18 protein-coding genes and 1 pseudogene are annotated in these 20449 nt (G+C 46.6%); 17 read left to right on the forward strand and 2 right to left on the reverse strand.

Annotation, left to right across the window (positions count from 1 at the left end; translation table 11 throughout):
• Positions 1-31: 31 nt before the first annotated feature.
• The gene (gene tagU / locus ACVX3G_RS03665; RefSeq protein ID WP_014196932.1) at positions 32-973 is read right to left on the reverse strand and encodes a polyisoprenyl-teichoic acid--peptidoglycan teichoic acid transferase TagU; all 942 of its coding nucleotides are present in this window, start codon (positions 971-973) and stop codon (positions 32-34) included.
• Between the two features lie 233 nt (positions 974-1206).
• Here tagU and ACVX3G_RS03670 point away from each other — a divergent pair, with 233 nt between their 5' ends.
• The gene (locus ACVX3G_RS03670; protein WP_021321932.1) at positions 1207-1971 is read left to right on the forward strand and encodes a tyrosine-protein phosphatase; all 765 of its coding nucleotides are present in this window, start codon (positions 1207-1209) and stop codon (positions 1969-1971) included.
• A gap of 385 nt (positions 1972-2356) precedes the next feature.
• Here ACVX3G_RS03670 and ACVX3G_RS03675 read toward each other — a convergent pair whose 3' ends face one another.
• Positions 2357-3235, reverse strand: a complete 879-nt coding sequence (locus tag ACVX3G_RS03675; protein WP_110107483.1) for an IS982-like element ISGsp1 family transposase — start codon at positions 3233-3235, stop codon at positions 2357-2359.
• A gap of 168 nt (positions 3236-3403) precedes the next feature.
• Between ACVX3G_RS03675 and ACVX3G_RS03680 the strand changes: the two genes are divergently transcribed.
• The 16 genes and pseudogenes from ACVX3G_RS03680 to ACVX3G_RS03755 all read left to right on the forward strand — a co-directional run bounded on the left by ACVX3G_RS03680 (position 3404) and on the right by ACVX3G_RS03755 (position 19898).
• Entirely contained in the window at positions 3404-3958 is a 555-nt protein-coding gene (locus ACVX3G_RS03680; protein ID WP_014196929.1) for a hypothetical protein, read from the forward strand.
• A 126-nt stretch (positions 3959-4084) separates the two neighbouring features.
• Positions 4085-4321 (forward strand): annotated as a pseudogene (locus ACVX3G_RS03685) (UTP--glucose-1-phosphate uridylyltransferase); the annotation flags it as partial.
• Positions 4322-4375: 54 nt separating this feature from the next.
• The gene (locus tag ACVX3G_RS03690) at positions 4376-6190 is read left to right on the forward strand and encodes a polysaccharide biosynthesis protein (protein WP_068896087.1); all 1815 of its coding nucleotides are present in this window, start codon (positions 4376-4378) and stop codon (positions 6188-6190) included.
• A gap of 17 nt (positions 6191-6207) precedes the next feature.
• On the forward strand, positions 6208-7665 hold the full coding sequence (locus ACVX3G_RS03695; protein ID WP_068896084.1) for a lipopolysaccharide biosynthesis protein: 1458 nt from the start codon (positions 6208-6210) through the stop codon (positions 7663-7665).
• Positions 7666-7674: 9 nt separating this feature from the next.
• Positions 7675-8778, forward strand: a complete 1104-nt coding sequence (locus ACVX3G_RS03700) for a glycosyltransferase (RefSeq protein ID WP_047758550.1) — start codon at positions 7675-7677, stop codon at positions 8776-8778.
• 463 nt (positions 8779-9241) lie between these two features.
• On the forward strand, positions 9242-10213 hold the full coding sequence (locus ACVX3G_RS03705; protein WP_068896082.1) for an EpsG family protein: 972 nt from the start codon (positions 9242-9244) through the stop codon (positions 10211-10213).
• 11 nt (positions 10214-10224) lie between these two features.
• Positions 10225-11373 (forward strand): glycosyltransferase family 4 protein, encoded by a 1149-nt coding sequence (locus ACVX3G_RS03710; protein ID WP_233499934.1) that lies wholly within the window; start codon positions 10225-10227, stop codon positions 11371-11373.
• A 25-nt stretch (positions 11374-11398) separates the two neighbouring features.
• Positions 11399-12559, forward strand: coding sequence for a glycosyltransferase family 4 protein (locus ACVX3G_RS03715; protein WP_014196921.1), 1161 nt, complete (start codon positions 11399-11401; stop codon positions 12557-12559).
• Positions 12556-13560 carry an NAD-dependent epimerase gene (locus ACVX3G_RS03720; RefSeq protein ID WP_014196920.1) on the forward strand — a complete coding sequence of 335 codons (1005 nt, stop codon included), beginning with the start codon at positions 12556-12558 and terminating at the stop codon, positions 13558-13560. The genes ACVX3G_RS03715 and ACVX3G_RS03720 overlap by 4 nt, the downstream gene beginning before the upstream one ends.
• 53 nt (positions 13561-13613) lie before the next feature.
• Complete coding sequence (locus tag ACVX3G_RS03725) at positions 13614-14942, forward strand: UDP-glucose dehydrogenase family protein (protein WP_014196919.1); 1329 nt, start codon at positions 13614-13616, stop codon at positions 14940-14942.
• A gap of 60 nt (positions 14943-15002) precedes the next feature.
• Entirely contained in the window at positions 15003-16145 is a 1143-nt protein-coding gene (locus tag ACVX3G_RS03730) for a glycosyltransferase family 4 protein (protein ID WP_014196918.1), read from the forward strand.
• 24 nt (positions 16146-16169) lie between these two features.
• Positions 16170-17192, forward strand: a complete 1023-nt coding sequence (galE, locus tag ACVX3G_RS03735; RefSeq protein ID WP_014196917.1) for a UDP-glucose 4-epimerase GalE — start codon at positions 16170-16172, stop codon at positions 17190-17192.
• Positions 17173-17838 carry a sugar transferase gene (locus ACVX3G_RS03740; protein ID WP_081704423.1) on the forward strand — a complete coding sequence of 222 codons (666 nt, stop codon included), beginning with the start codon at positions 17173-17175 and terminating at the stop codon, positions 17836-17838. The genes galE and ACVX3G_RS03740 overlap by 20 nt, the downstream gene beginning before the upstream one ends.
• Positions 17838-18470 (forward strand): acetyltransferase, encoded by a 633-nt coding sequence (locus ACVX3G_RS03745; RefSeq protein WP_014196915.1) that lies wholly within the window; start codon positions 17838-17840, stop codon positions 18468-18470. The genes ACVX3G_RS03740 and ACVX3G_RS03745 overlap by 1 nt, the downstream gene beginning before the upstream one ends.
• A 40-nt stretch (positions 18471-18510) precedes the next feature.
• A complete protein-coding gene (locus ACVX3G_RS03750) occupies positions 18511-19659 on the forward strand; it encodes a DegT/DnrJ/EryC1/StrS family aminotransferase (protein ID WP_014196914.1) in 1149 nt (382 codons plus the stop codon).
• A 77-nt stretch (positions 19660-19736) separates the two neighbouring features.
• Complete coding sequence (locus ACVX3G_RS03755; protein WP_014196913.1) at positions 19737-19898, forward strand: YwzD family small protein; 162 nt, start codon at positions 19737-19739, stop codon at positions 19896-19898.
• Positions 19899-20449 lie beyond the last annotated feature (551 nt).

Genomic DNA, 20449 nt, shown 5'->3' on the forward strand with positions numbered 1-20449 from the left:
AAACGCGCACCTCTTAAGGTGCGCGTCTCATTTACTTCGCCGCCGTCGCTTTCAGCTCCAGATGCTCTTTCAACTCATTCGAAATCGCCAGCCGTTCGCTCTCTGGCACGATCAAGTAATAAATGCCATTGATTTTCGTCCCTTGTCCCGTAATATGCAGCTGCTTAATTTGCTTGCGGGCGTCTTTGTAATTCGCTTGAATTTCTTTCATTTCCTCAAACGTCAAGTTCGTTTTCACGTTTTTCCCGATCGCTGCGAGCACATCGCTGTAATTCGTGAGCGACGAGAAGCTGGCGCCTTTCTCAATAATCGCTTGAATGATCTGCTTTTGCCGGTCCTGGCGCCCGAAATCGCCGCGCGGGTCCTCTTTCCGCATGCGGGAGTATTTCAGCGCTTCGTCCCCGTTTAACGTAATCTCGCCTTTCGGGAAGTGCGTTCCTTCATACGTAAAAGCGAACGGGTTGTTCACCGTCACTCCGCCGACCGCATCGACGATGTCGCGGAAGCTTTCCATGTTGACCTTAATGTAGTAGTCAATGGGAATATCTAAAAAGTGTTCCACCGTCGCCATCGTCATCTCCACTCCGCCAAAGGCGTACGAGTGGTTGATTTTATCTTTCGTCCCTTTTCCGATAATCTCCGTTCTCGTATCGCGCGGCACGCTCACCATGTCAATCGACTGCTTGTTCGGATTCACCGTCATCACAATCAGCGTATCCGCGCGCCCGCGATCCCCTTTGCGTTCATCAACGCCGATCAACAAAATGGAAATCGGCGTCTTCCGTTCAAACGAAACGTTTTCTTTCCGCTTCTCCGACTTCCAGTTGACGTTCTCGTGCATTTGGTTCGCCGTCTGTTTCACATGATGATAAATGGAATAGGCGAATATTCCTGCTCCAGCGAATAACACGACGAGCAATCCCGTCACCCAGCGGAGCCATGTTTTCTTCTTTTTTCGACGTTCTGCTCTCATGGGCACTCTTCCTTTTCTATTCAGAAATTTTCGTGCATACCATTTCGATTATAGACCGTTTTCGAAAAGAAGACAACTGACAGCCGCATTGGCGGGCGTTCCAGCTTGCCCCCTAATCAGTGGAATTTGCCTTCCATTTCGACAATGTTCGACAAACCTCACCCATTGATAGCCTGTTTTTCCTATGTTACCATAATAGGGGTTTAGTAGAGCGAAAAAAGGAGGAGTGGACGATGATCGACATTCATAGCCATATTTTGCCTGGCGTTGACGACGGAGCGGCGGCGATGGAGAACGCCATCGCCATGGCGCAAGCCGCAGCCAAGGAGGGGATTACAACGATCATTGCCACTCCCCATCATCAAAATGGAACGTATGACAACCCAAGACCAGCCGTCCTTTCCTTGGCGGCGGAACTAAATGACGAATTGAAACGGCGCGGCATCGCCTTGAACGTGTTTCCAGGCCAAGAAGTGCGCATCCACGGCGACTTGCTTGACGGCCTTGCCCGAGGCGAGGTGATGACGCTTGCCGATACATCATACATGTTGATCGAATTTCCGCCCGATCATGTGCCGAAATATGCGGAGCAACTCCTCTTTGATGCCCAAGTGAAAGGGTTTATCCCGATCATCGCCCATCCGGAGCGAAACGCCGAGATCATCGAAACCCCCGAGCGGCTCTACCAGCTCGTCAAACGCGGCGCCTTGTCCCAGCTGACGACATCAAGCATTACGGGCCATTTCGGCAAGAAAATCAAAACGTTCTCGTTTCAGCTGATCGAAGCGAACTTGGCCCATTTCATCGCCTCGGACGCCCACAACACGAAAACGCGGCCGTTTCGCCTCCGCGAGGCGTACGAGGTGATCCGGAAAGAATACGGGACAGACATGGTGTACTACTTCCAAGAGAACGCCGAGCTGCTCGTTCGCGGCCAAGCCGTGTTCCGCGACGAACCACAGCGGGTGAAAAAGAAAAAGTTCCTTGGCCTCTTTTAGAAATAGTTGGCAGTATGATATAAAATAATTTAGAAATACTTCTTTTCTTTTGCCCGTTCGTTGTCGAAACATGGCTTGTTTCTTGTAGAACGATTCAGAATGATGTCGACCGACATCCAATAGCGGCGGCTCTTTCTTTAAGACAGTTTGGCTCGCGCAGCAAGAGATTCATAGCGGCGGCTTCTTTGTCTTAAAGACAGGCCGTTTTCTTCGTTGATGCCGTTTCGTTCGGTGATGTCTCCTTACCGTTATCAATGGAGGCACTCGGCCATGCCGTGGGTGGGGACGATGACGGTCCTGGCACCTTAGACGCCCGTCGTCGAGGGTGTGGCGTGAGGGCGGGTTAGATGCCCGATCTAACTTAACCCGTGGTGCTAGTTGAGCGTCAGCGCTCAACCAGCCCTAGTGTGACCAAGGAATAAGCCAACAAGATGCCATCGAGTGCCACTTCAAACCCGGCAATGGAATTCGCTCGAATGTCGGTGATCCGGTATTGGTCTACGAGAATCGAAAACACCGTCTCGATGACTTTGCGTTTTTTTTGGATCCATTCTTCCCATGCCTTGGATGGGCCGTGCTTTTGATGGTGTCGAGACGGTGTCCAGAACGCGGCTTGGTGTTCTTCGTACAGCTTTTCTCGAAGAGCGTGGCTGATGTACCCTTTGTCCCCAAAGTTGTAGGGATGAGGGATTTGAGTCATCACCGTTTCAGCGGCTTTGACGTCGTGGCAGGACGCTTCCGTCACGACATAGCCCATGGCCAGCCCTTGATTGGTCACTTGAAGATGCAGCTTGAAACCGTAGTACCATTGCTTTTTGGAAGCACAATACCCCATATCCGCGATCCCTCGAAATCGCTTGACGCGCTGCATTCTTGCGGGATGGCACAACGGAAGAGGCAAGCTGTCGACGACCGCATAAGCATGGTGTTGGCCACGTTTCGCCAGCTCATGACGGATCCATTTGATGGCGAAACCAAGCGCCCGGCAGCGGCGGTTGTATCGGGAGCGTTCAAGAAACGAGCCGTTTGTGAACAAATTTCCCGTGACAAAACGATGCCAGGCTCGTTCGGAAGAAAAGCCCAGCAGCTTCCCCAAAAGGTGAACCGCCATGACCACTTCGTCTTCTTGCTTGACCAAGTGACGGTTGCGGCGATGAAGATACATTTGAATCAACGACAGTTGGGCAGAAACAAAACAGAAAATAGCGGCATATTGTTTTTGAAGTTTGGCTGGATCTGTAGTAAAATGAAAGTGCTCTTGCATGGGGGATCTCTCCTTTCGAATGTTGGGTGACACTTTCATTCTACTGGAGATCCGCCAGCAAGGGCTATTTTTATGCTTGTCTGAGTTTTATCTAGCACCACGGGTTAACTTATTTTGTTTCTATGTGCTTCACTGGCCATGCTATAATCAGAGCAAGGAGGTGAAGCCATGAGCCAAGAGCTGAAAGAATTGCTTCGTTCCGTCTTGCAAGAAGAACTGAAACCAGTCCACGACAGGCTTGAGCGGTTGGAAGGCACAGTCGGACACATTCGCCAAGACGTATCCCAGCTTCAGAAGGAAGTCACCCAACTGCAAGAAGGTCAACGGACATTAGAAACCACGGTTTCCCAAATTCAAAAGGATGTTGCCCAGCTCCAAGAAGGGCAGAAGGCGTTGCAGCGTGATGTCGCCCAACTGCAAGAAGGTCAACGAACATTGGAAACGACGGTTTCCCAAATCCAAAAAGACATCACTCAGCTGCAACAAGGCCAACAAAAATTAGAAAACGAGATGGCCGGCATGAAGCAGACGCAAGAACGAATCCTCGAAGAGCTGCGCGTTTCCAAACACAATCAAGCACTCATTTTAAACGATGTCACCAGCATAAGAAAATCCGTCGATGTCACCGTCTCGTACTTGCAGCGCCGATCCGATGTGATGTTCGACAAACTGATCGATCATGAAAAAGAGATTTTAAATCTGAAATCAAAAATGCCAAACTAAGTCCCAAAAAGGGGCTGTTTTTTATGCCCATATGCATCGGCGCATCGGCGCAGCCAGCGTTGCACCGATGCGCGGGGGCATATGGGCCAAAATACATAGGGGGTTCCATCAATTGAAAAAAGTGCGCAAAGCGATGGTCTCGGCGGCGAAATCCAGCTCACCGACGCGATTCAAAAATTAAACGAAATCCAGCGAGTCTTTGCTTACGAATTCGAAGGCAAGCGCTACGACGTCGGAGAAAAGATCGGATTTATCCAAACGACGATTGAGTTTGCGTTGCAGAATGAGGAGTTAAGAGACGATTTACTCGCATTTATGGAGAAAATCGTTGCGGAAACAAAACAAAATACGAATGCATCATAACGAGCCATCGCGAACATGGCTCGTTATCTATTATACGAAGGGAGACGCAGTGCGTTGGCATATCGAAAACGATTGACGTTTTTAATAATATTGGATTCATTAATCGTGCTAATGGCGATTTACGTCAGCTTGTTTACGCTTCATCCAGGAATACAAATATGGAAGTATGAATCCGTTCTTTTATCGGCGCTGACGCTGCTTGTCAGCCATCATTTCTTTGCGTTTATATACCGTTTGTATCAAAAAGCGTGGGAGTACGCGAGCATTGGCGAATTAACGGCGATTATCAAGGCGGTTACCTTTTCGATTATTACAACGGCTATCGTGCAGTTTGCTGTCTTTCAAGATATTTACGTTCGCGCGTTGATGATTACATGGATGATCCATATTATTCTCATCGGCGGATCGCGGTTTGTCTGGAGAGTGTTCCGCGACCGTTACATAAAACCAAACGCGAATAAACGGCGGACGCTGATTATCGGAGCGGGATCCGCAGGAATGATGGTAGCGCGGCAGTTAGTGAACAATCCGGATGCGGAGCTGAGACCGATTGCCTTTATTGACGATGATCTGAACAAGCAAAAACTGCAGTTTTTCAACATTCCGGTTGTCGGAACGACAAAAGACATTGAAGATGTTGTGCGCGCGTTACGCATTGAGCACATTATTATCGCGATTCCATCGTTAACGAAAAAACAGCTGAACCGGATTTTTGAACAGTGCGCGAAAACAAACGCGAAAACACAAATCGTCCCAAAACTTGAAGATATCGTGACAGGGAAAGTGTCTGTCAGCCAATTCCGTGATGTGCAAGTGGAAGACTTGCTCGGCCGCGAACCGGTCGAACTCGATATCGAAAGCATTTCCAGCTACATCGAAAACAAAGTCATTTTAGTCACCGGAGCCGGCGGTTCGATCGGCTCGGAAATCTGCCGGCAAGTATGCCGATTTAACCCGAAAAAAATCGTCCTGCTCGGCCACGGCGAAAACAGCATTTATCAAATCGACATGGAACTGCGCAATCAATATAAAGACCAAATCGACATTGTCCCAGTCATTGGCGACATTCAAGACCGCGAGCGCATGTTTGAAGTGATGGAAGAACATAAGCCGGATGTCGTCTATCACGCAGCGGCGCACAAACACGTTCCGTTAATGGAATACAACCCGAAAGAAGCGGTCAAAAACAACATTTTCGGCACGAAAAACGTCGCCGAAGCAGCCGATACGTTTGGTGTCCAAACCTTTGTATTAATTTCTACTGACAAAGCAGTTAATCCTACAAATGTGATGGGAGCGACAAAACGCTTCGCGGAAATGATTATTCAACAATTGGACAAGCAGAGTAAAACAAAATTTGTCGCCGTCCGTTTCGGAAACGTCTTGGGAAGCCGCGGCAGTGTGATTCCGCTATTTAAAAAGCAAATCCAAGCCGGCGGTCCTGTCACCGTCACCCATCCGGATATGACGCGCTATTTTATGACGATTCCGGAAGCATCCCGCCTCGTCATCCAAGCCGGTGCACTTGCCAAAGGCGGCGAAATCTTTGTTTTGGACATGGGCGAACCTGTGAAAATCGTCGATCTCGCGAAAAACTTGATTAAACTATCCGGATACACCGTCGAAGAAATCGGCATCGAATTTACCGGAATCCGTCCGGGTGAGAAGATGTTCGAGGAATTGCTGAATGAAAATGAGGTTCATCCGGAACAGGTGTTTCCGAAAATTCATATTGGGAAGGCAACGGCGGTGGATGAAGCGATCCTCCGCGATTTTATGGAGCGGTTTGAAGGGATGAGCGAGGACGAAGTGCGGGCGACGGTGGTGGGGATTGCGAATGGGCGGGTTGTGCCTGAAAAAGTGAATTGAAAAGGAAAGAAGAATAGATGTTTATCAAACACGTTTTCAGTTATTTTGTCTCCAGGGGACTAACAGGCTTTATTAACTTCCTTGCTCTTGCTTGGTATACTCGAATGTTGAGTGCGGAAGATTATGGAGAATATGCACTAATTGTTGCCACAGCAGGGTTGGCAAATGCTATATTTTTTCAATGGATTAGGCTAGTCCTGCTCCGCTTTTTGTCAAAATATAGGGATGAAAAGAATGAATATGTATTGTTGAGCACTCTTTTTATCGGTTATCTCCTCACATTAGCAGCACTTATTTTTGTTACTTTTCTATCTTTATTTTTAGGTTTTGAAACTTTTTCTATCACGATAGGCGTCTTATTACTCGCTATTTCCCAATCCATTTTTGATATTATTTCAGAGTTGTTGCGAGCGTCTTTGCAAACGAAAGCCTACGGGTTGCTTTCTGTTTTAAAAGCAGCCATATCTTTAGGGCTGAGTCTACTGCTTATTCAATGGGGGCTAGGGTCAAACGGTGTTGTTTTTGGATTGATCCTCGGCCCGTTGCTATCCTTATGGATTCTATATGCTTTTCAAGAAAAGAAGCAAGACATCCGATTTCTCTTGCGAAAAGAAAATTTTCGTTTTGCTTTACTGAAAGAGTGCCTGAGTTACGGTCTTCCTTTAACCGCTACACTTTCATTATCATTTGTTATGAATCAGTCGGATCGATTATTATTGGGGTGGATGGCGGGGAAAAGTGAAGCTGGAATTTATTCTGCAGCCTACGATTTAACCCAGCAAACAATTATTATGTTAATGATGATTGTGAATTTAGCTTCGTACCCTTTGTGTGTAAGGGCTTTGGAAACCGAAGGATATGAAGCTGCACAAAAACAAATAAGAAGCAGCGCTGTTGGCTTATTTTTAATTGCCGCTCCGGCAACAATAGGCATGGTGACATTGAACAACAGCATTTCTTCAAGTATATTGGGTGAGGAATTTAGAGAAAAGGCCGCGATGATCATCCCCGTCGTAGCAATTAGTGTGCTATTGCAAGGAATGAAATCTTATTATCTTGATTTATCATTCCAACTGGGCAAAAAAACCACTTTGCAAATATGGCCTGTCCTTGTGGGTGGGGTGATCAATATCGTCCTAAATTTCGCTTTCATCCCTGTCTATGGAATTCAGGGAGCGGTATATGCTACTTTCATTGCTTATATCGCGGCTTTTGTTTTAAGCGGAATGATAGGTAGAGCAGTCTTTCCATTGACAATTCCATTAAGGGATTTTGCAAAAATCGTTGTCTGTGCCATGGTTATGTCCATTCCTCTTTATGTTTTGGATAGTGCGGATGATAATTTATATCGTCTAATAGCAAAGATTGGTTTAGGATTTTTTGTGTATTTTGCGATGGTGTATATTTTAAACGTCTGGCAGATACGTGAACATGTAAGTGGCTGGGCGGCTAAATTAAAAATGGAGAGGAAGTAAAAAACAACGATGAACAAACATATTGCGCTTTTCCTCCCCTCCCTCCGCGGCGGGGGAGCCGAGAGGGTGATGGTGAACTTAGCGAAAGCATTCGCTAAGAATAACTTTCAAGTTGATCTTGTCTTAGCTAAAGCAGAAGGGCCTTATTTGTCTCAAATTTCTAGTGATATTCGTATTGTCGACTTAAATGCATCCCGTGTTGCCCTAAGTTTGTTCCCATTAGCCAAATATTTGCGCAAGAACAAGCCGTTTGCTTTAATATCTGCATTAAATCACGCCAACATTATCGCGATTTTGGCAGCTGAAATCTCTTTGACAAAAACAAAAATTATAGTAACAGAACATAATACATTAAGTCGAACCTTGTTGCATCCCGCAAATGTTCGCACGAAACTCATGCCTTTTTTGATGAAGCTTTTCTATCCAATGGCTGACCATGTCATTGCGGTGTCTAACGGTGTAGCGGATGATTTATCGAAAACATTAAATCTTCCCCGATCAAAAATTAAAGTCATTTATAATCCGGTCGTCACCGATGATCTATTTGAAAAAGCGGATGAGGAAGTGGATCATCGTTGGTTTCAAGATAAGCAACATCCCGTCATTTTAGCCGTGGGGCGCCTGACAGAGCAAAAAGATTATCCTACACTGATTAAAGCTTTTTATCATGTGCGGCAACAAAGGAAAGCGAAATTAGTGATTTTGGGCGATGGCGAAAAGCGGGAAGAGTTGTTAAATTTAATAAAGGATATGGGATTAGAGCAGGATGTGGACATCATAGGGTTTGTGCAGAATCCGTATGCATATATGAAACGTTGTTCCGTATTTGTTCTTTCTTCTAAATGGGAAGGGTTGCCTACTGTTTTAGTAGAAGCCTTAGCCTGCGGTGCAAATATAGTGGCTACAGATTGTCCGAGCGGACCAAGGGAAATATTAGAGGATGGGACGTATGGGATGCTAGTGCCGGTTGGGGATGTAGAGGGGGTAGCGGGAGCGGTATTGAAATGTTTATTGAAAAATGATCTAGATAAAGATAAGTTGATAGCAAGATCAAATGATTTTCATGTGGAAAAGATAGCTAGGGAGTATATCGATTTGTTTCACTTGCTGTAAATGTATAAAATTTGCAACCAAACTAAAGAGGAGTCATGATCTGAACTCTTAGGATGGAATAGATGTACTTATAAAATGCATCTTGAAAAGCTACCGTTTTGATTACGCAGCACATCCCAAGCACCGCAACACGTCTTCGGGCGTTCTTGAATGTAATAAACAAATCGCTGAACCGCTTGCAGGATCTCATAGCGGTCTTTGTGAGAGGCGTTCGCGATCACCGTATCCTTCAGCTTTTATAGACTCCCATGACAAAAACTTTCGTCACCATCGGAAGGATGAAAACAACCTTCTGCCGAATGGTCTCCTTGCAGCTGGGGTCATGAGGTCGTTGTATCTATGGTACGGAAAAGTCCGAAGGATAGACGGACCCCAGCAGCCTGGTGCACCACGGAATGTCGCTCTCTTTTGGGAAGCACGCAGGATAGTTACAACTAGTTCATAATTTCGAGAGGTAATTTCCATGGGGATTTTTGTCTTAGGGGCAAAGACAGAGCCCTTATTTAAAAGAAAAAACATGTACATCTTAATAACCTTGTTCTCATCGGTGTTTTTGGCATTACGACCTATTCCATGGGCAAAGGATGACCTGAACTATCTAGACTATGCCATGTACGGAGGAGAGCTCCTTCAATACACACTTGAAAGGTCTGTCACTAATCCTTTGTTCTTTTTTGTTAATGAACCATTATGGCTACTTATTAATAGTTTTGCGGGGGAATTTTTGCAACCCGAAATGGTTGTTAGGTTGGTTATTTTCTTTTCAACTTTTATGGTCTTATTGTCCATGGGCAGAATTACCAATTACTCTTTTTTTACTATTCTATTCTTTTTCGTCATTGTGCAGCTACTAAAAAATCATGTAACTCATTTGAGGCAGGGACTAGCTTTGGGGGTGTATTTGACCGGAATAGCTTTGAATGGGAGAAAAGGGTTACTTGTACGTCTTTTATCTCCTTTTGTGCATACATCCCTCTGGTTTACTGTGCTGGTGGAGTTTTATGAACATGTAACTAGTAAGTTACGATTATCTTTCTTTATTAAGGCTGCATTGTTCGCTGCACTAATATTGGCAGGAATCTTTTTTTTACCTACTATCATTCAAATGACTGGAGATAGGCGTTTCACTGAGTATCAGTTTGATATGGCACAATCAAGTTCGTTTTTGGGGTTTATGTGGTGGTTTATTTTAGGGACGCTGTTCTTTATAGGAAGAAAAAGAAACAATATTTCTGATTTAGGAACCTATGGAATATTATTCTATCTAGCGTCATACTTTTTTTTAGATTTTGGAGCGAGAGTATTTGAAAATTTTGTCCCTTTGATACTAGTATCCATGTTAAATTCAACAAAAGATTTTAAAGTTTTATTTGGTTGTTTGATGTTTTTTTATGGTTTGGTAGCATGGTATTTCAGAGGTGGATTAGTATTTTAGGGAAAACTTTGATGGAGATGAAAAAAATGAAGTGCAAATACAAACTCATTCACCTCATCACCGGCCTCAACACGGGCGGAGCAGAGATGATGCTGTACCGGTTGTTGTCCAAAATCGATCGTAACAAGTTCGAGGTTTCCGTGATTTCGTTGACTGATGTCGGTCCGGTGGGGGAAAAGATTAAAGAATTAGATATTCCAGTCATTGGGTTGGGGATGAAACGAGGAGTCCCGAACCCGATTTTTTTGTTGAAATTGGCCAGCATCTTAAAAAAAGAAAAGCCCGATGTATTGCAAACATGGATGTATCATGCCAACTTGTTGGGCCTTTTGGCTGGGAGATTGGCAGGCGTTAAGAATATTATCTGGGGCATTCACCACAGCAACTTGGATCCCAAAATCGAGAAAAGACAAACGATTGCCGTGGCGAAATGGTGCGGTGTATTGTCTCGTTTCTCTAGCAAAATCATCTGTTGTTCCCATGCCTCACTCCAATGTCACGAACAATTAGGGTATAGCAGGGACAAAATGATGGTCATCCCCAACGGCTTCGATATAGGATTGTTTCAACCGAACCGTCATTCCAAATCCTTATTGAAGGAGCTTTTCTTGGCGGATGATTGTTTGTTGGTCGGCCATGCGGCGCGTTGGCATGGTCAAAAAGACCATCCTACTTTAATCAAAGCAGCGAGAATGGTAGTGGACAAGTTGCCGAATGTCCATTTTGTGTTATGTGGAGATGGGGTCACGCACGAAAATGAAACATTGTCAGCTCTTATCAGACAGGAAGGAATCGAAAAACATGTCCATTTGCTGGGGAGAAGAAATGACATTCATACGTTAATGCCCCAGTTTGACGTGTATGTTTCTTCTTCAAAAGCAGGAGAGGCGTTTCCAATCGTATTGGGCGAAGCTATGGCTTGCGAAGTTCCTTGCGTCACGACAGACGTTGGGGATTCAGCTTATATTGTCGGTGATACGGGTTTTGTTGTGCCTCCTGAACATCCGCAAGTGCTGGCGGATGCGATTGTACGATGCCTCAGCCTTCCAACTGAAGAGCGCAAACAGTTGGGCAAGAAGGCAAGGCAACGGGTGGAGGAGCATTTTGCGTTGGATTTAGTAGTAGAGAAGTATGAGAATGTTTATCAATCCTTGTTGTAAAATTCAGTGAAAAGGTGCGTCAGCGATGATCAAAGTCGCCCATGTTTGTACGTCGAGTTACAGTCATAAAATATTGGTTGACAAATTAGCGTTATTAAAGCAAAAAGGGTATGAGATTCACCTTGTTTCTTCCGAGGAAGGGTACAACGAAGCATTGATGCAGAACTACGATTTCAAACTGCATTTTATTCCGATGAATCGCCAAATTCATGTGTTCGATGATATGGTGTCTATTTTTCGAATGACCCAATTGTTCCGTAAAGAGAAGTATCAAATTGTTCACACTCATACAGCGAAGGCGGGGATCATCGGGCGTATGGCAGGGAGGTTGGCTGGCGTCCCTGTCGTGGTTCATACAAGCCATGGGTTGCCTTTTTATGAGGGGCAGAGCAAGCTTAAGTATTATACGTATCGCTTTCTTGAGAAAATCGGCGCTTGGTTTTGTGACGCGATCGCCTCGCAAAATCGGGAAGATATGAAAAAAATTGAGCAATATGCTCCGCGCCAACGTGTGTATTATGAGGGGAACGGGGTGGATTTATCTAAGCTGGATGACCGAAATAACCATATAAGCTGTGAGCAGCTTACGGCCTTGAAAAATCGGTTAGGCATCCCAAATGATCAAAAAGTCATTTTGGTCGGGGCACGATTTGAACCTGTAAAGGATCACTTTTTTTTACTAGAAGGGATCAAGAGGGTCAAAGAACAGCACAGATCCGATTTTGTTTGCCTTTTGGCAGGAGACGGACCGTTGAGAGAGCAAATTCAGCAGCAAATCAAAGACGATCACCTTTCAGATGTAGTCAAAATCATAGGATTTCAAACCGATATTTATCCTTATATCAAGATGGCGGATCTCATTGTGTTAACTTCTGAAAAGGAGGGCGTTCCCCGAATCATCATGGAAGCGATGGCTTTTTCCAAACCCGTTGTGGCTACGGATGTATTGGGTACTAGAGAATTGGTTGTGGATGGAGAAACAGGTGTGTTAGTGGAATACAAGAATGTGGAACAATTGGCTTCAAGCATCCATGTGATGTTAAGTGATGAAAGAAAGAGAAAAGAGTTTGGAAATAACGGCCGGAGAAGGATTGAAGAAAGTTTTACGGAGGAAATCGTTGTGGAACGGATCGTGAACATGTATCAACAGTTATGGCAAGTAAAGAAAACGGAGGCATCGATATGACCATTCTTGTCACGGGTGCAGCGGGGTTCATTGGAATGCATTTTTCGAAACGGCTTTTAGAAGAAGGATATGAAGTGGTCGGGATCGATAATTTGAACGATTATTACGATCCTAAGTTGAAAGAGGATCGTTTATTGGAATTAAAGAAGTATAGCCGTTTTACGTTTGTTCAGCTTGATTTGGCGGATCGGGAGGGGCTTTTTGCGCTCTTTAACAACTATGCGTTTACGCATGTCGTCAACCTTGCCGCGCAGGCAGGGGTACGGTACAGCTTGCAAAATCCTTACGCTTATGTCGACTCGAATCTCGTCGGGTTTGTCAACATCTTAGAGGCATGCCGCCATAATCCCGTCAAACATTTGATCTATGCTTCTTCAAGTTCGGTGTACGGAGCGAATGCGAAAATGCCGTTTTCGACAAGCGACAATGTTGATCATCCCGTGAGTTTATATGCGGCGACGAAAAAGGCGAATGAGCTCATGGCGCATACATACAGCCATTTGTACGGCATCCCGACTACCGGACTTCGTTTCTTTACGGTGTACGGACCATGGGGGCGCCCGGATATGGCGTATTTTTCGTTTACCAAAAGCATTCTAGAAGGAAAGCCCATCAAAGTATTCAACTATGGAAATATGAAGCGCGATTTTACGTATATCGATGATATTGTTGAGGGAATGGTGCGTTTGCTTGATCGGCCCCCGCTTCCGAATAAACAATGGGATCGTTTTCATCCCGACCCGAGCTCGAGTTATGCCCCGTATAAGATTTATAATATCGGCCATAACCAACCTGTTAAACTGCTTGATTTTATTCAAACATTAGAATCGCTGCTTGGCATGGAGGCGAAAAAAGAGTTTTTGCCAATGCAGCTAGGCGACGTGGAAGCAACGTATGCGGATATTGATGACTTGCATCAGGCCGTCGGCTTCCAGCCTTCCACGTCGATTCGGGATGGGCTCAAGAAGTTTGTCGATTGGTATAAAGCGTACTATCAATAAACGCCAGTGCTTTTTCGAGGTGCTGGTTCTTTTGATTTGGAAGGGGAGCAAAAGTGAAAAAAATCGCTGTCGTGGGAACTGGGTATGTAGGACTCGTCACTGGCGTTTGCCTTTCCGATATCGGCCATCATGTGACATGCGTCGATATTGACGAACGAAAAGTGGAAAAGATGAAACAAGGGATTTCCCCGATTTACGAGCCTGGGTTGGACGAGTTGATGAAGAGGAACATTGAACGAGGCCGCCTGCATTTTACGACCAGCCATGAAGAAGCGTTCCGTGATGCCGAGGTGATTTACATTGCCGTCGGTACGCCGCAAAAGGAAGACGGTTCGGCGGATTTGCGGTTTGTCGAGCAGGCGGCTAGAGATATTGGGGCGCATATCGAACGGGATGGCGTGGTGATCGCTACGAAAAGCACCGTTCCTGTCGGGACGAATGAAAAAATCCGAGCGTGGATTCAGCAGCATCTCCAACGCCCCGTTCGTTTTGATATCGTATCCAATCCCGAGTTTTTGCGGGAAGGCTCAGCGATTTACGATATGTTCCACGGAGATCGCATCGTGATCGGGGCGGGCAATGAGCGGGCGGCGGCGGTGATAGAGGAAGTGAACAAGCCGTTTGGCATTCCAATTTTTAAAACGGATATTTATAGCGCGGAAATGATCAAGTACGCTTCAAACGCCTTTTTGGCGACGAGGATCAGCTTTATCAATGAGATTGCGAACATTTGCGAAAAGGTCGGCGCCAATGTCGAGGATGTCGCATACGGCATGGGGCTTGATACGCGGATCGGGCCGCAGTTTTTGCGGGCGGGAATCGGCTATGGCGGCTCGTGTTTTCCAAAAGATACAAAAGCGTTGGTGCAAATTGCGGGGGATGTCGATCATCAATTTGAATTGTTAGAAGCGGTCATTAAGGTGAACAACAAGCAGCAGCTCAAGCTGGTGGAAAAGGCGCGCAGCCGCTTCGGAAGTTTGCGAGGGAAGAGAGTGGCGTTGCTCGGGTTGGCATTTAAGCCGAATACCGATGATATGCGCCAGGCGGCTTCGATTGTCATTGCGCGGGAACTGCTGCAAGACGGCGCCTCAGTTGCGGCGTATGACCCCGTGGCGACAGAAAATGCCAAACGGATCATCGGCGATGAGGTGGTGTATGCTTCATCGGTGGAAGAAGCGTTAACAGATGCAGACCTAGCCATGATTGTGACGGAGTGGGAGGAGATTAAACAGCTGCCGCTTGATTTGTATGCAAAATACATGAAAACGCCAATTGTGTTTGATGGGCGGAATTGTTATCCGTTGGAAGAAGTGAAAAAGCATGCGATTGAGTACCACTCGATTGGCCGCCAAAGTGTGTTAACCAACGTTGTCAGCATTTAACATCCCAGCGAAACGTATTGAGGAATTCATCGTGTAACACGCAGAACAGGGTGAAAGCAATTGACGTTGCATAAAAGAAAAGTTTTATTTTCTGCGACTGTGTATGCTCACTTGGCCGCCTTCCACAAACCGTTCATCAAACTACTGCAAGACAAAGGCTGTGAAGTCTATGCAGCTGCGAATCCAGATCACGGGCGCAAAGAGGAAATCGAGGAATTAGGGGTCATTTGTTGGGACATTCCGTTTTCCCGCTCGCCGTATGATCGGGCAAATATTCAGGCTGTAAAGGAACTGAAGCGGTTATTTCAAACGCATCGTTTCGATCTCATTCATGTCCATACGCCAGTGGCGTCGTTTTTGGTGCGGTACATGGCAAAGAAATGCGGCCAAGGACCTGTGCTGTATACCGCTCATGGCTTTCATTTCTATCAAGGGGCTTCGATCCAAAATTGGCTCGTATATTATACAGCCGAAAAACTAGCGGCGAGATGGACGGATGGGTTGGTGGTGATGAATCGGGAAGATTATCAAAATGGGAAAAGGTTGGGATTCAAGGAGGATGAATCCCTCTTTTTTGTTCACGGAGTTGGCGTCTCGATTGATCAGTACGGCGTGCGTGGAGATGCAAATATTCGCGGCCAGCTGGGCATTAAAAATAGTGATGTAGTGATAACTTATATTGCAGAATTAAATCGCAATAAAAACCATTTATTCCTGCTAAGAAATTGGAAGGGAATTTTGCAACATGCCTCTAATGTGCATTGTTTGATTGTAGGCAAAGGAGAAAACGAGGAAGAGCTGAAACAGTATGTAGAACAAAACGAGTTAAACCATATTCATTTTTTAGGATTTCGCCATGATATCCCGATGATTTTATCGCACTCGGATATCGTGACGTTGCTATCGTTTCGGGAAGGGTTGCCGCGATGTGTCATGGAAGCCATGGCTTCGCAAAAGCCTTTAGTTGTGACGAATATCAGAGGTTCAAGGGATTTGGTTCAGCATGGGATCAATGGATTTGTCGTCGATTTAGAGGATGATCACGCTTTAACCGAGTCCTTCATCAAGTTAATCCGTGATCCAAAACTGCGGGAAGAAATGGGACAGGCTTCGTTTGAACGCATTCAACCTTATCGTTTGGAAAATGTCCTCTTGGAAATGGAAGATGTGTACATGCGATATTTGTCCTCGGCAAGGGACTAATTTTCATATAACGGGGGAACCGATATGGCGATTTTGATCACCGGCGGCGCGGGTTATATCGGCAGTCATACTTGCGTGGAATTGTTGAACGCAGGGTATGATATTGTCGTTATTGATTCATTCGCCAACAGCAAGCCCGAAGCGCTGCGGCGGGTTCAGGAGATTGCGCAAAGGGATTTTCCGTATTACCAGGCTGATTTGTTGGAACGGGATGCGCTGGAAGCCGTCTTCGCCAAGCATTCGATTGAGGCGGTCATCCATTTCGCCGGGTTGAAAGCGGTGGGGGAATCGGTGGCGGTGCCCCTTCTTTATTATCACAATAATATTACGGGAACATTGGTGTTGCTTGATGTCATGCGCCAATACGGGGTGAAGAACATCGTGTTCAGCTCGTCCGCGACGGTGTACGGCATGCCCGATCGGGTGCCGATTACGGAGGATTTCCCGTTGCGTCCGATGAATCCGTATGGGCGGACGAAGTGGATGATTGAAGAAATATTGCGTGATCTCTATGTATCCGATCCCTCTTGGAGCATCGCCCTTCTTCGCTATTTCAATCCAATCGGCGCCCATCCGAGCGGGCGGATCGGGGAAGACCCGAACGGCATTCCGAACAACTTGATGCCGTACATCACCCAAGTGGCGGTTGGAAAGTTGAAGGAGCTGCGCGTGTTTGGCAACGATTACCCGACCATTGACGGCACAGGGGTGCGCGATTACATTCATGTCGTCGATTTGGCGATCGGGCATGTGAAGGCGTTGGAGAAGGTGCTGGCGGCAACGGGGGTGGAGGCGTACAATCTCGGCACGGGGCGGGGATACAGCGTCCTTGAGGTCGTGTCAGCGTTTGAACGAGCGACAGGGGTGAACATCCCGTACAAAATTGTGGATCGCCGCCCAGGGGATGTGGCAGTGTGCTACGCCGATCCGACGAAGGCAAAGAGGGAGCTTGGCTGGATCGCGGCACGGGGAATCGAAGACATGTGCCGCGATGCTTGGCGGTGGCAGTCGCAAAATCCGAATGGATATGAACGTGTCACGGAATAGACCTTGCCATTGCAATGACAGAGGGGGGGGATCGTCTATTCTAAAGCGAGGGTTTGACTTTATCGTTGCGCTGATGGCGCTCATTGTGCTGTCGCCGATTATGGCGGCAACAGCCGTCCTTGTGCGTTGGAAGCTTGGCTCTCCAGTGTTGTTCAAACAACAGCGCCCTGGTTTGCACGGGAAGCCGTTTTACTTGTACAAGTTCCGCACGATGACCGATGAGAGGGATGAGAAGGGGGAGCTGCTTCCGGATCATATGCGATTGACTCCGTTTGGGCGGTTTTTGCGGAAGTATAGTTTGGATGAGTTGCCGCAGCTGTTGAATGTGTTGAAAGGGGATCTCAGCCTCGTTGGCCCGCGGCCGTTGCTGATGGAATATTTGGAGTTGTACACGCCCGAACAAGCCCGCCGCCATGAAGTAAAACCTGGGATCACGGGCTGGGCGCAGGTGAACGGGCGCAATGCGATTTCGTGGGAAGAGAAGTTTCAGTTGGATGTTTGGTATGTGGATCATCAGTCGTTTTGGCTGGATGTGAAAATTCTTTTTTTGACCGTATGGAAAGTGCTGAAGTCTGAAGGGATTAACCATCAAGGACATGTGACGATGGAAAAGTTCACGGGTGTGAAAGAACAAAAGAGTGGATGATGACGATGAATCCAATTGTTGTGATTGGCGAAGGCGGCCATAGCAAAGTCGTTCAAGATATGATTGCCGCTGATGGACGATATCAAATTGTTGCGATTTTAGATGACAAATATCAAGCAATGCATGAGCGGGACGGGATGGTGTACGGCCCCGTTTCCGTCGTTTCGGATCTAATTAGCGAAAATCCGGATATGAAGCTAATCATCGCGATTGGTAACAACCGGGTGCGGGCTGATATCGTTGAGCGTATTCAAGCCGATCATGAACGATTTGCGACGGTCATTCATCCTTCTGCTGTCATAAGCCCATCCGCCCGAATCGGAGCGGGTACAGTTGTGATGCCGAATTGTGTAATCAATGCCCATGCGGAAATCGGGAAGCATGTCATTATCAATACAGGAGCGATTGTAGAGCATGACAACCGCATCGGGGATTACGCCCATATTTCCCCTAATGCAACGTTGACTGGGAATGTGGTGATTGGAGAAGGCGCTCATGTCGGAGCGGCCGCCACGGTGATACCAGGAATCAGGATAGGGAGTTGGAGCGTGGTTGGCGCGGGTTCGGTGGTGATCCGGGATATCCCTGATGGGAAGAAAGCAGTCGGATGCCCCGCGCGGTTGCTGGAATAGTTCATCGAAAGATTGATTTTGGATAAAAGGATGAGAGAGAATGTCAAACAAACCACGAATCTACCTTTCCCCTCCCCACATGAGCGGGAATGAACAAACGTATATCCAAGAAGCGTTTGAAACGAACTGGATCGCCCCGCTTGGGCCAAATGTTGATGCGTTTGAGAAAGAGCTGGCGGCGTATGTCGGGGCGAAAGGGGCGGCAGCGGTCAGTTCGGGGACAGCGGCGATTCATTTGGCGCTGCGGCTGCTTGGCGTTGGGCGGGAAGATGTGGTGTTTTGTTCCTCGCTGACGTTTGTGGCCAGCGCGAATCCGATTTTGTATCAAGGTGCCGAGCCTGTTTTCATTGATTCCGAACCAGAGACGTGGAATATGTCCCCACAGGCGCTAGAGCGGGCAATGGAAGAGGCGAAGCGGGAAGGGAAGCTTCCGAAGGCTGTGATTGTCGTAAATTTATACGGCCAAAGTGCGAAGATGGATGAGATTTTGGCGATTTGCGATCGCTACGGCGTGCCTGTTGTGGAAGATGCGGCGGAGTCGCTTGGTTCTACATATAAAGGGAAGAAAAGTGGTACGTTTGGGAAGTTCGGCATTTATTCGTTTAACGGAAACAAGATTATTACGACCTCTGGCGGGGGGATGTTGGTTTCTGATGATGTCGATGCACTGCAACGAGCCCGCTTCTTGGCGACGCAGGCGCGCGATCCGGCTCCGCATTATCAGCACAGCGAGATGGGGTACAATTATCGCATGAGCAACATCGTCGCGGGGATCGGTCGAGCGCAGCTTCAGGTGCTGGACGAGCGGGTGAAAGCGAGACGAGCGATTTTTGACCGTTACGTACAAGCGTTAGGGGATATCGAAGGCGTTCAGTTTATGCCTGAACTGGAAGGCACGATGTCCAACCGCTGGCTGACGACGTTGACGATCGATCAGCAAGCGCTTGGCGTGACGCCAATGGATATTATCAACGCGCTTGCGGAGGAAAATATTGAAGCGCGTCCTGTATGGAAGCCGCTTCATCTGCAGCCTGTGTTTAACGGGGTAACGTATTACCCGCATCGGGAAGGTTGGAGCGTTTCCGATGAATTGTTTGCCAACGGCATTTGTTTGCCGTCTGGGTCCAGCATGACCATCGACGAACAAAACCGGGTCATTGACGTCATTGTCAAAACAATTAAACGATAAATAACCGCTTGCAAGCCTCCTGCTGAAGCCTTTCAGCGGGAGGTTTATTTAATTTTTACGATTTGAGGGTGACTGTTGTGACTGGGAAAAAGCCTCTGCAACCAGAAACCGAGCGTTTCAAACATATATTGATCCAAGCGTATCAACGAGGGGAATTGTCCGACAATATGACCGCGAAAGACATGGTTCAAGAACTTGCTAATCAGTTAAAACAAATGTTGAAAAGAAATCATAAGTAGTATTGGGAGGTATGTATGTCATCGTTTCAACAGCTGCCAAAGTCGATAAAAAACGATCCGCTACATTCTTCAAGATGTCCAGTCGCTGGAGGAGTTGGAGTGGATGGAAAAATGATTTATATTCAAAAACGGAAGAAGGAACTGAATCGTTTCAACCGGGGAGGATGGCGCTTTTGGCGAATGTGGTTATTGACGCATGTGGGGGATTGCTTTATTCGTTTGTGCGAATTTATTTACGACGGATATGTTCTGAAATGTAAAATTACGAATTCCCTCTATGTTTTGCATCATGGTTATAGAGATCCTCTGCTTCCTCTTCTAGCTATACCCGCAGCATCCATTTCATTGGTGAACTTCTCCATAACTACCCCATAGATGCTTCAAGATTGCTTTTTGTTATCTTCGCTTACGAGGAATCCTTTTTTACATAAAATTTCTTCCTCAATCATTACAAAACTATGATATGGATTGGTTTTTGAGAAGAAATCATTAATACGGTTGGGGTCAACATGTGTGAATAAGGGGAGAGTTGTAAAAACGTAAAATCTGTA

The sequence above is a fragment of the Geobacillus sp. PLS 41 genome (assembly GCF_056494105.1).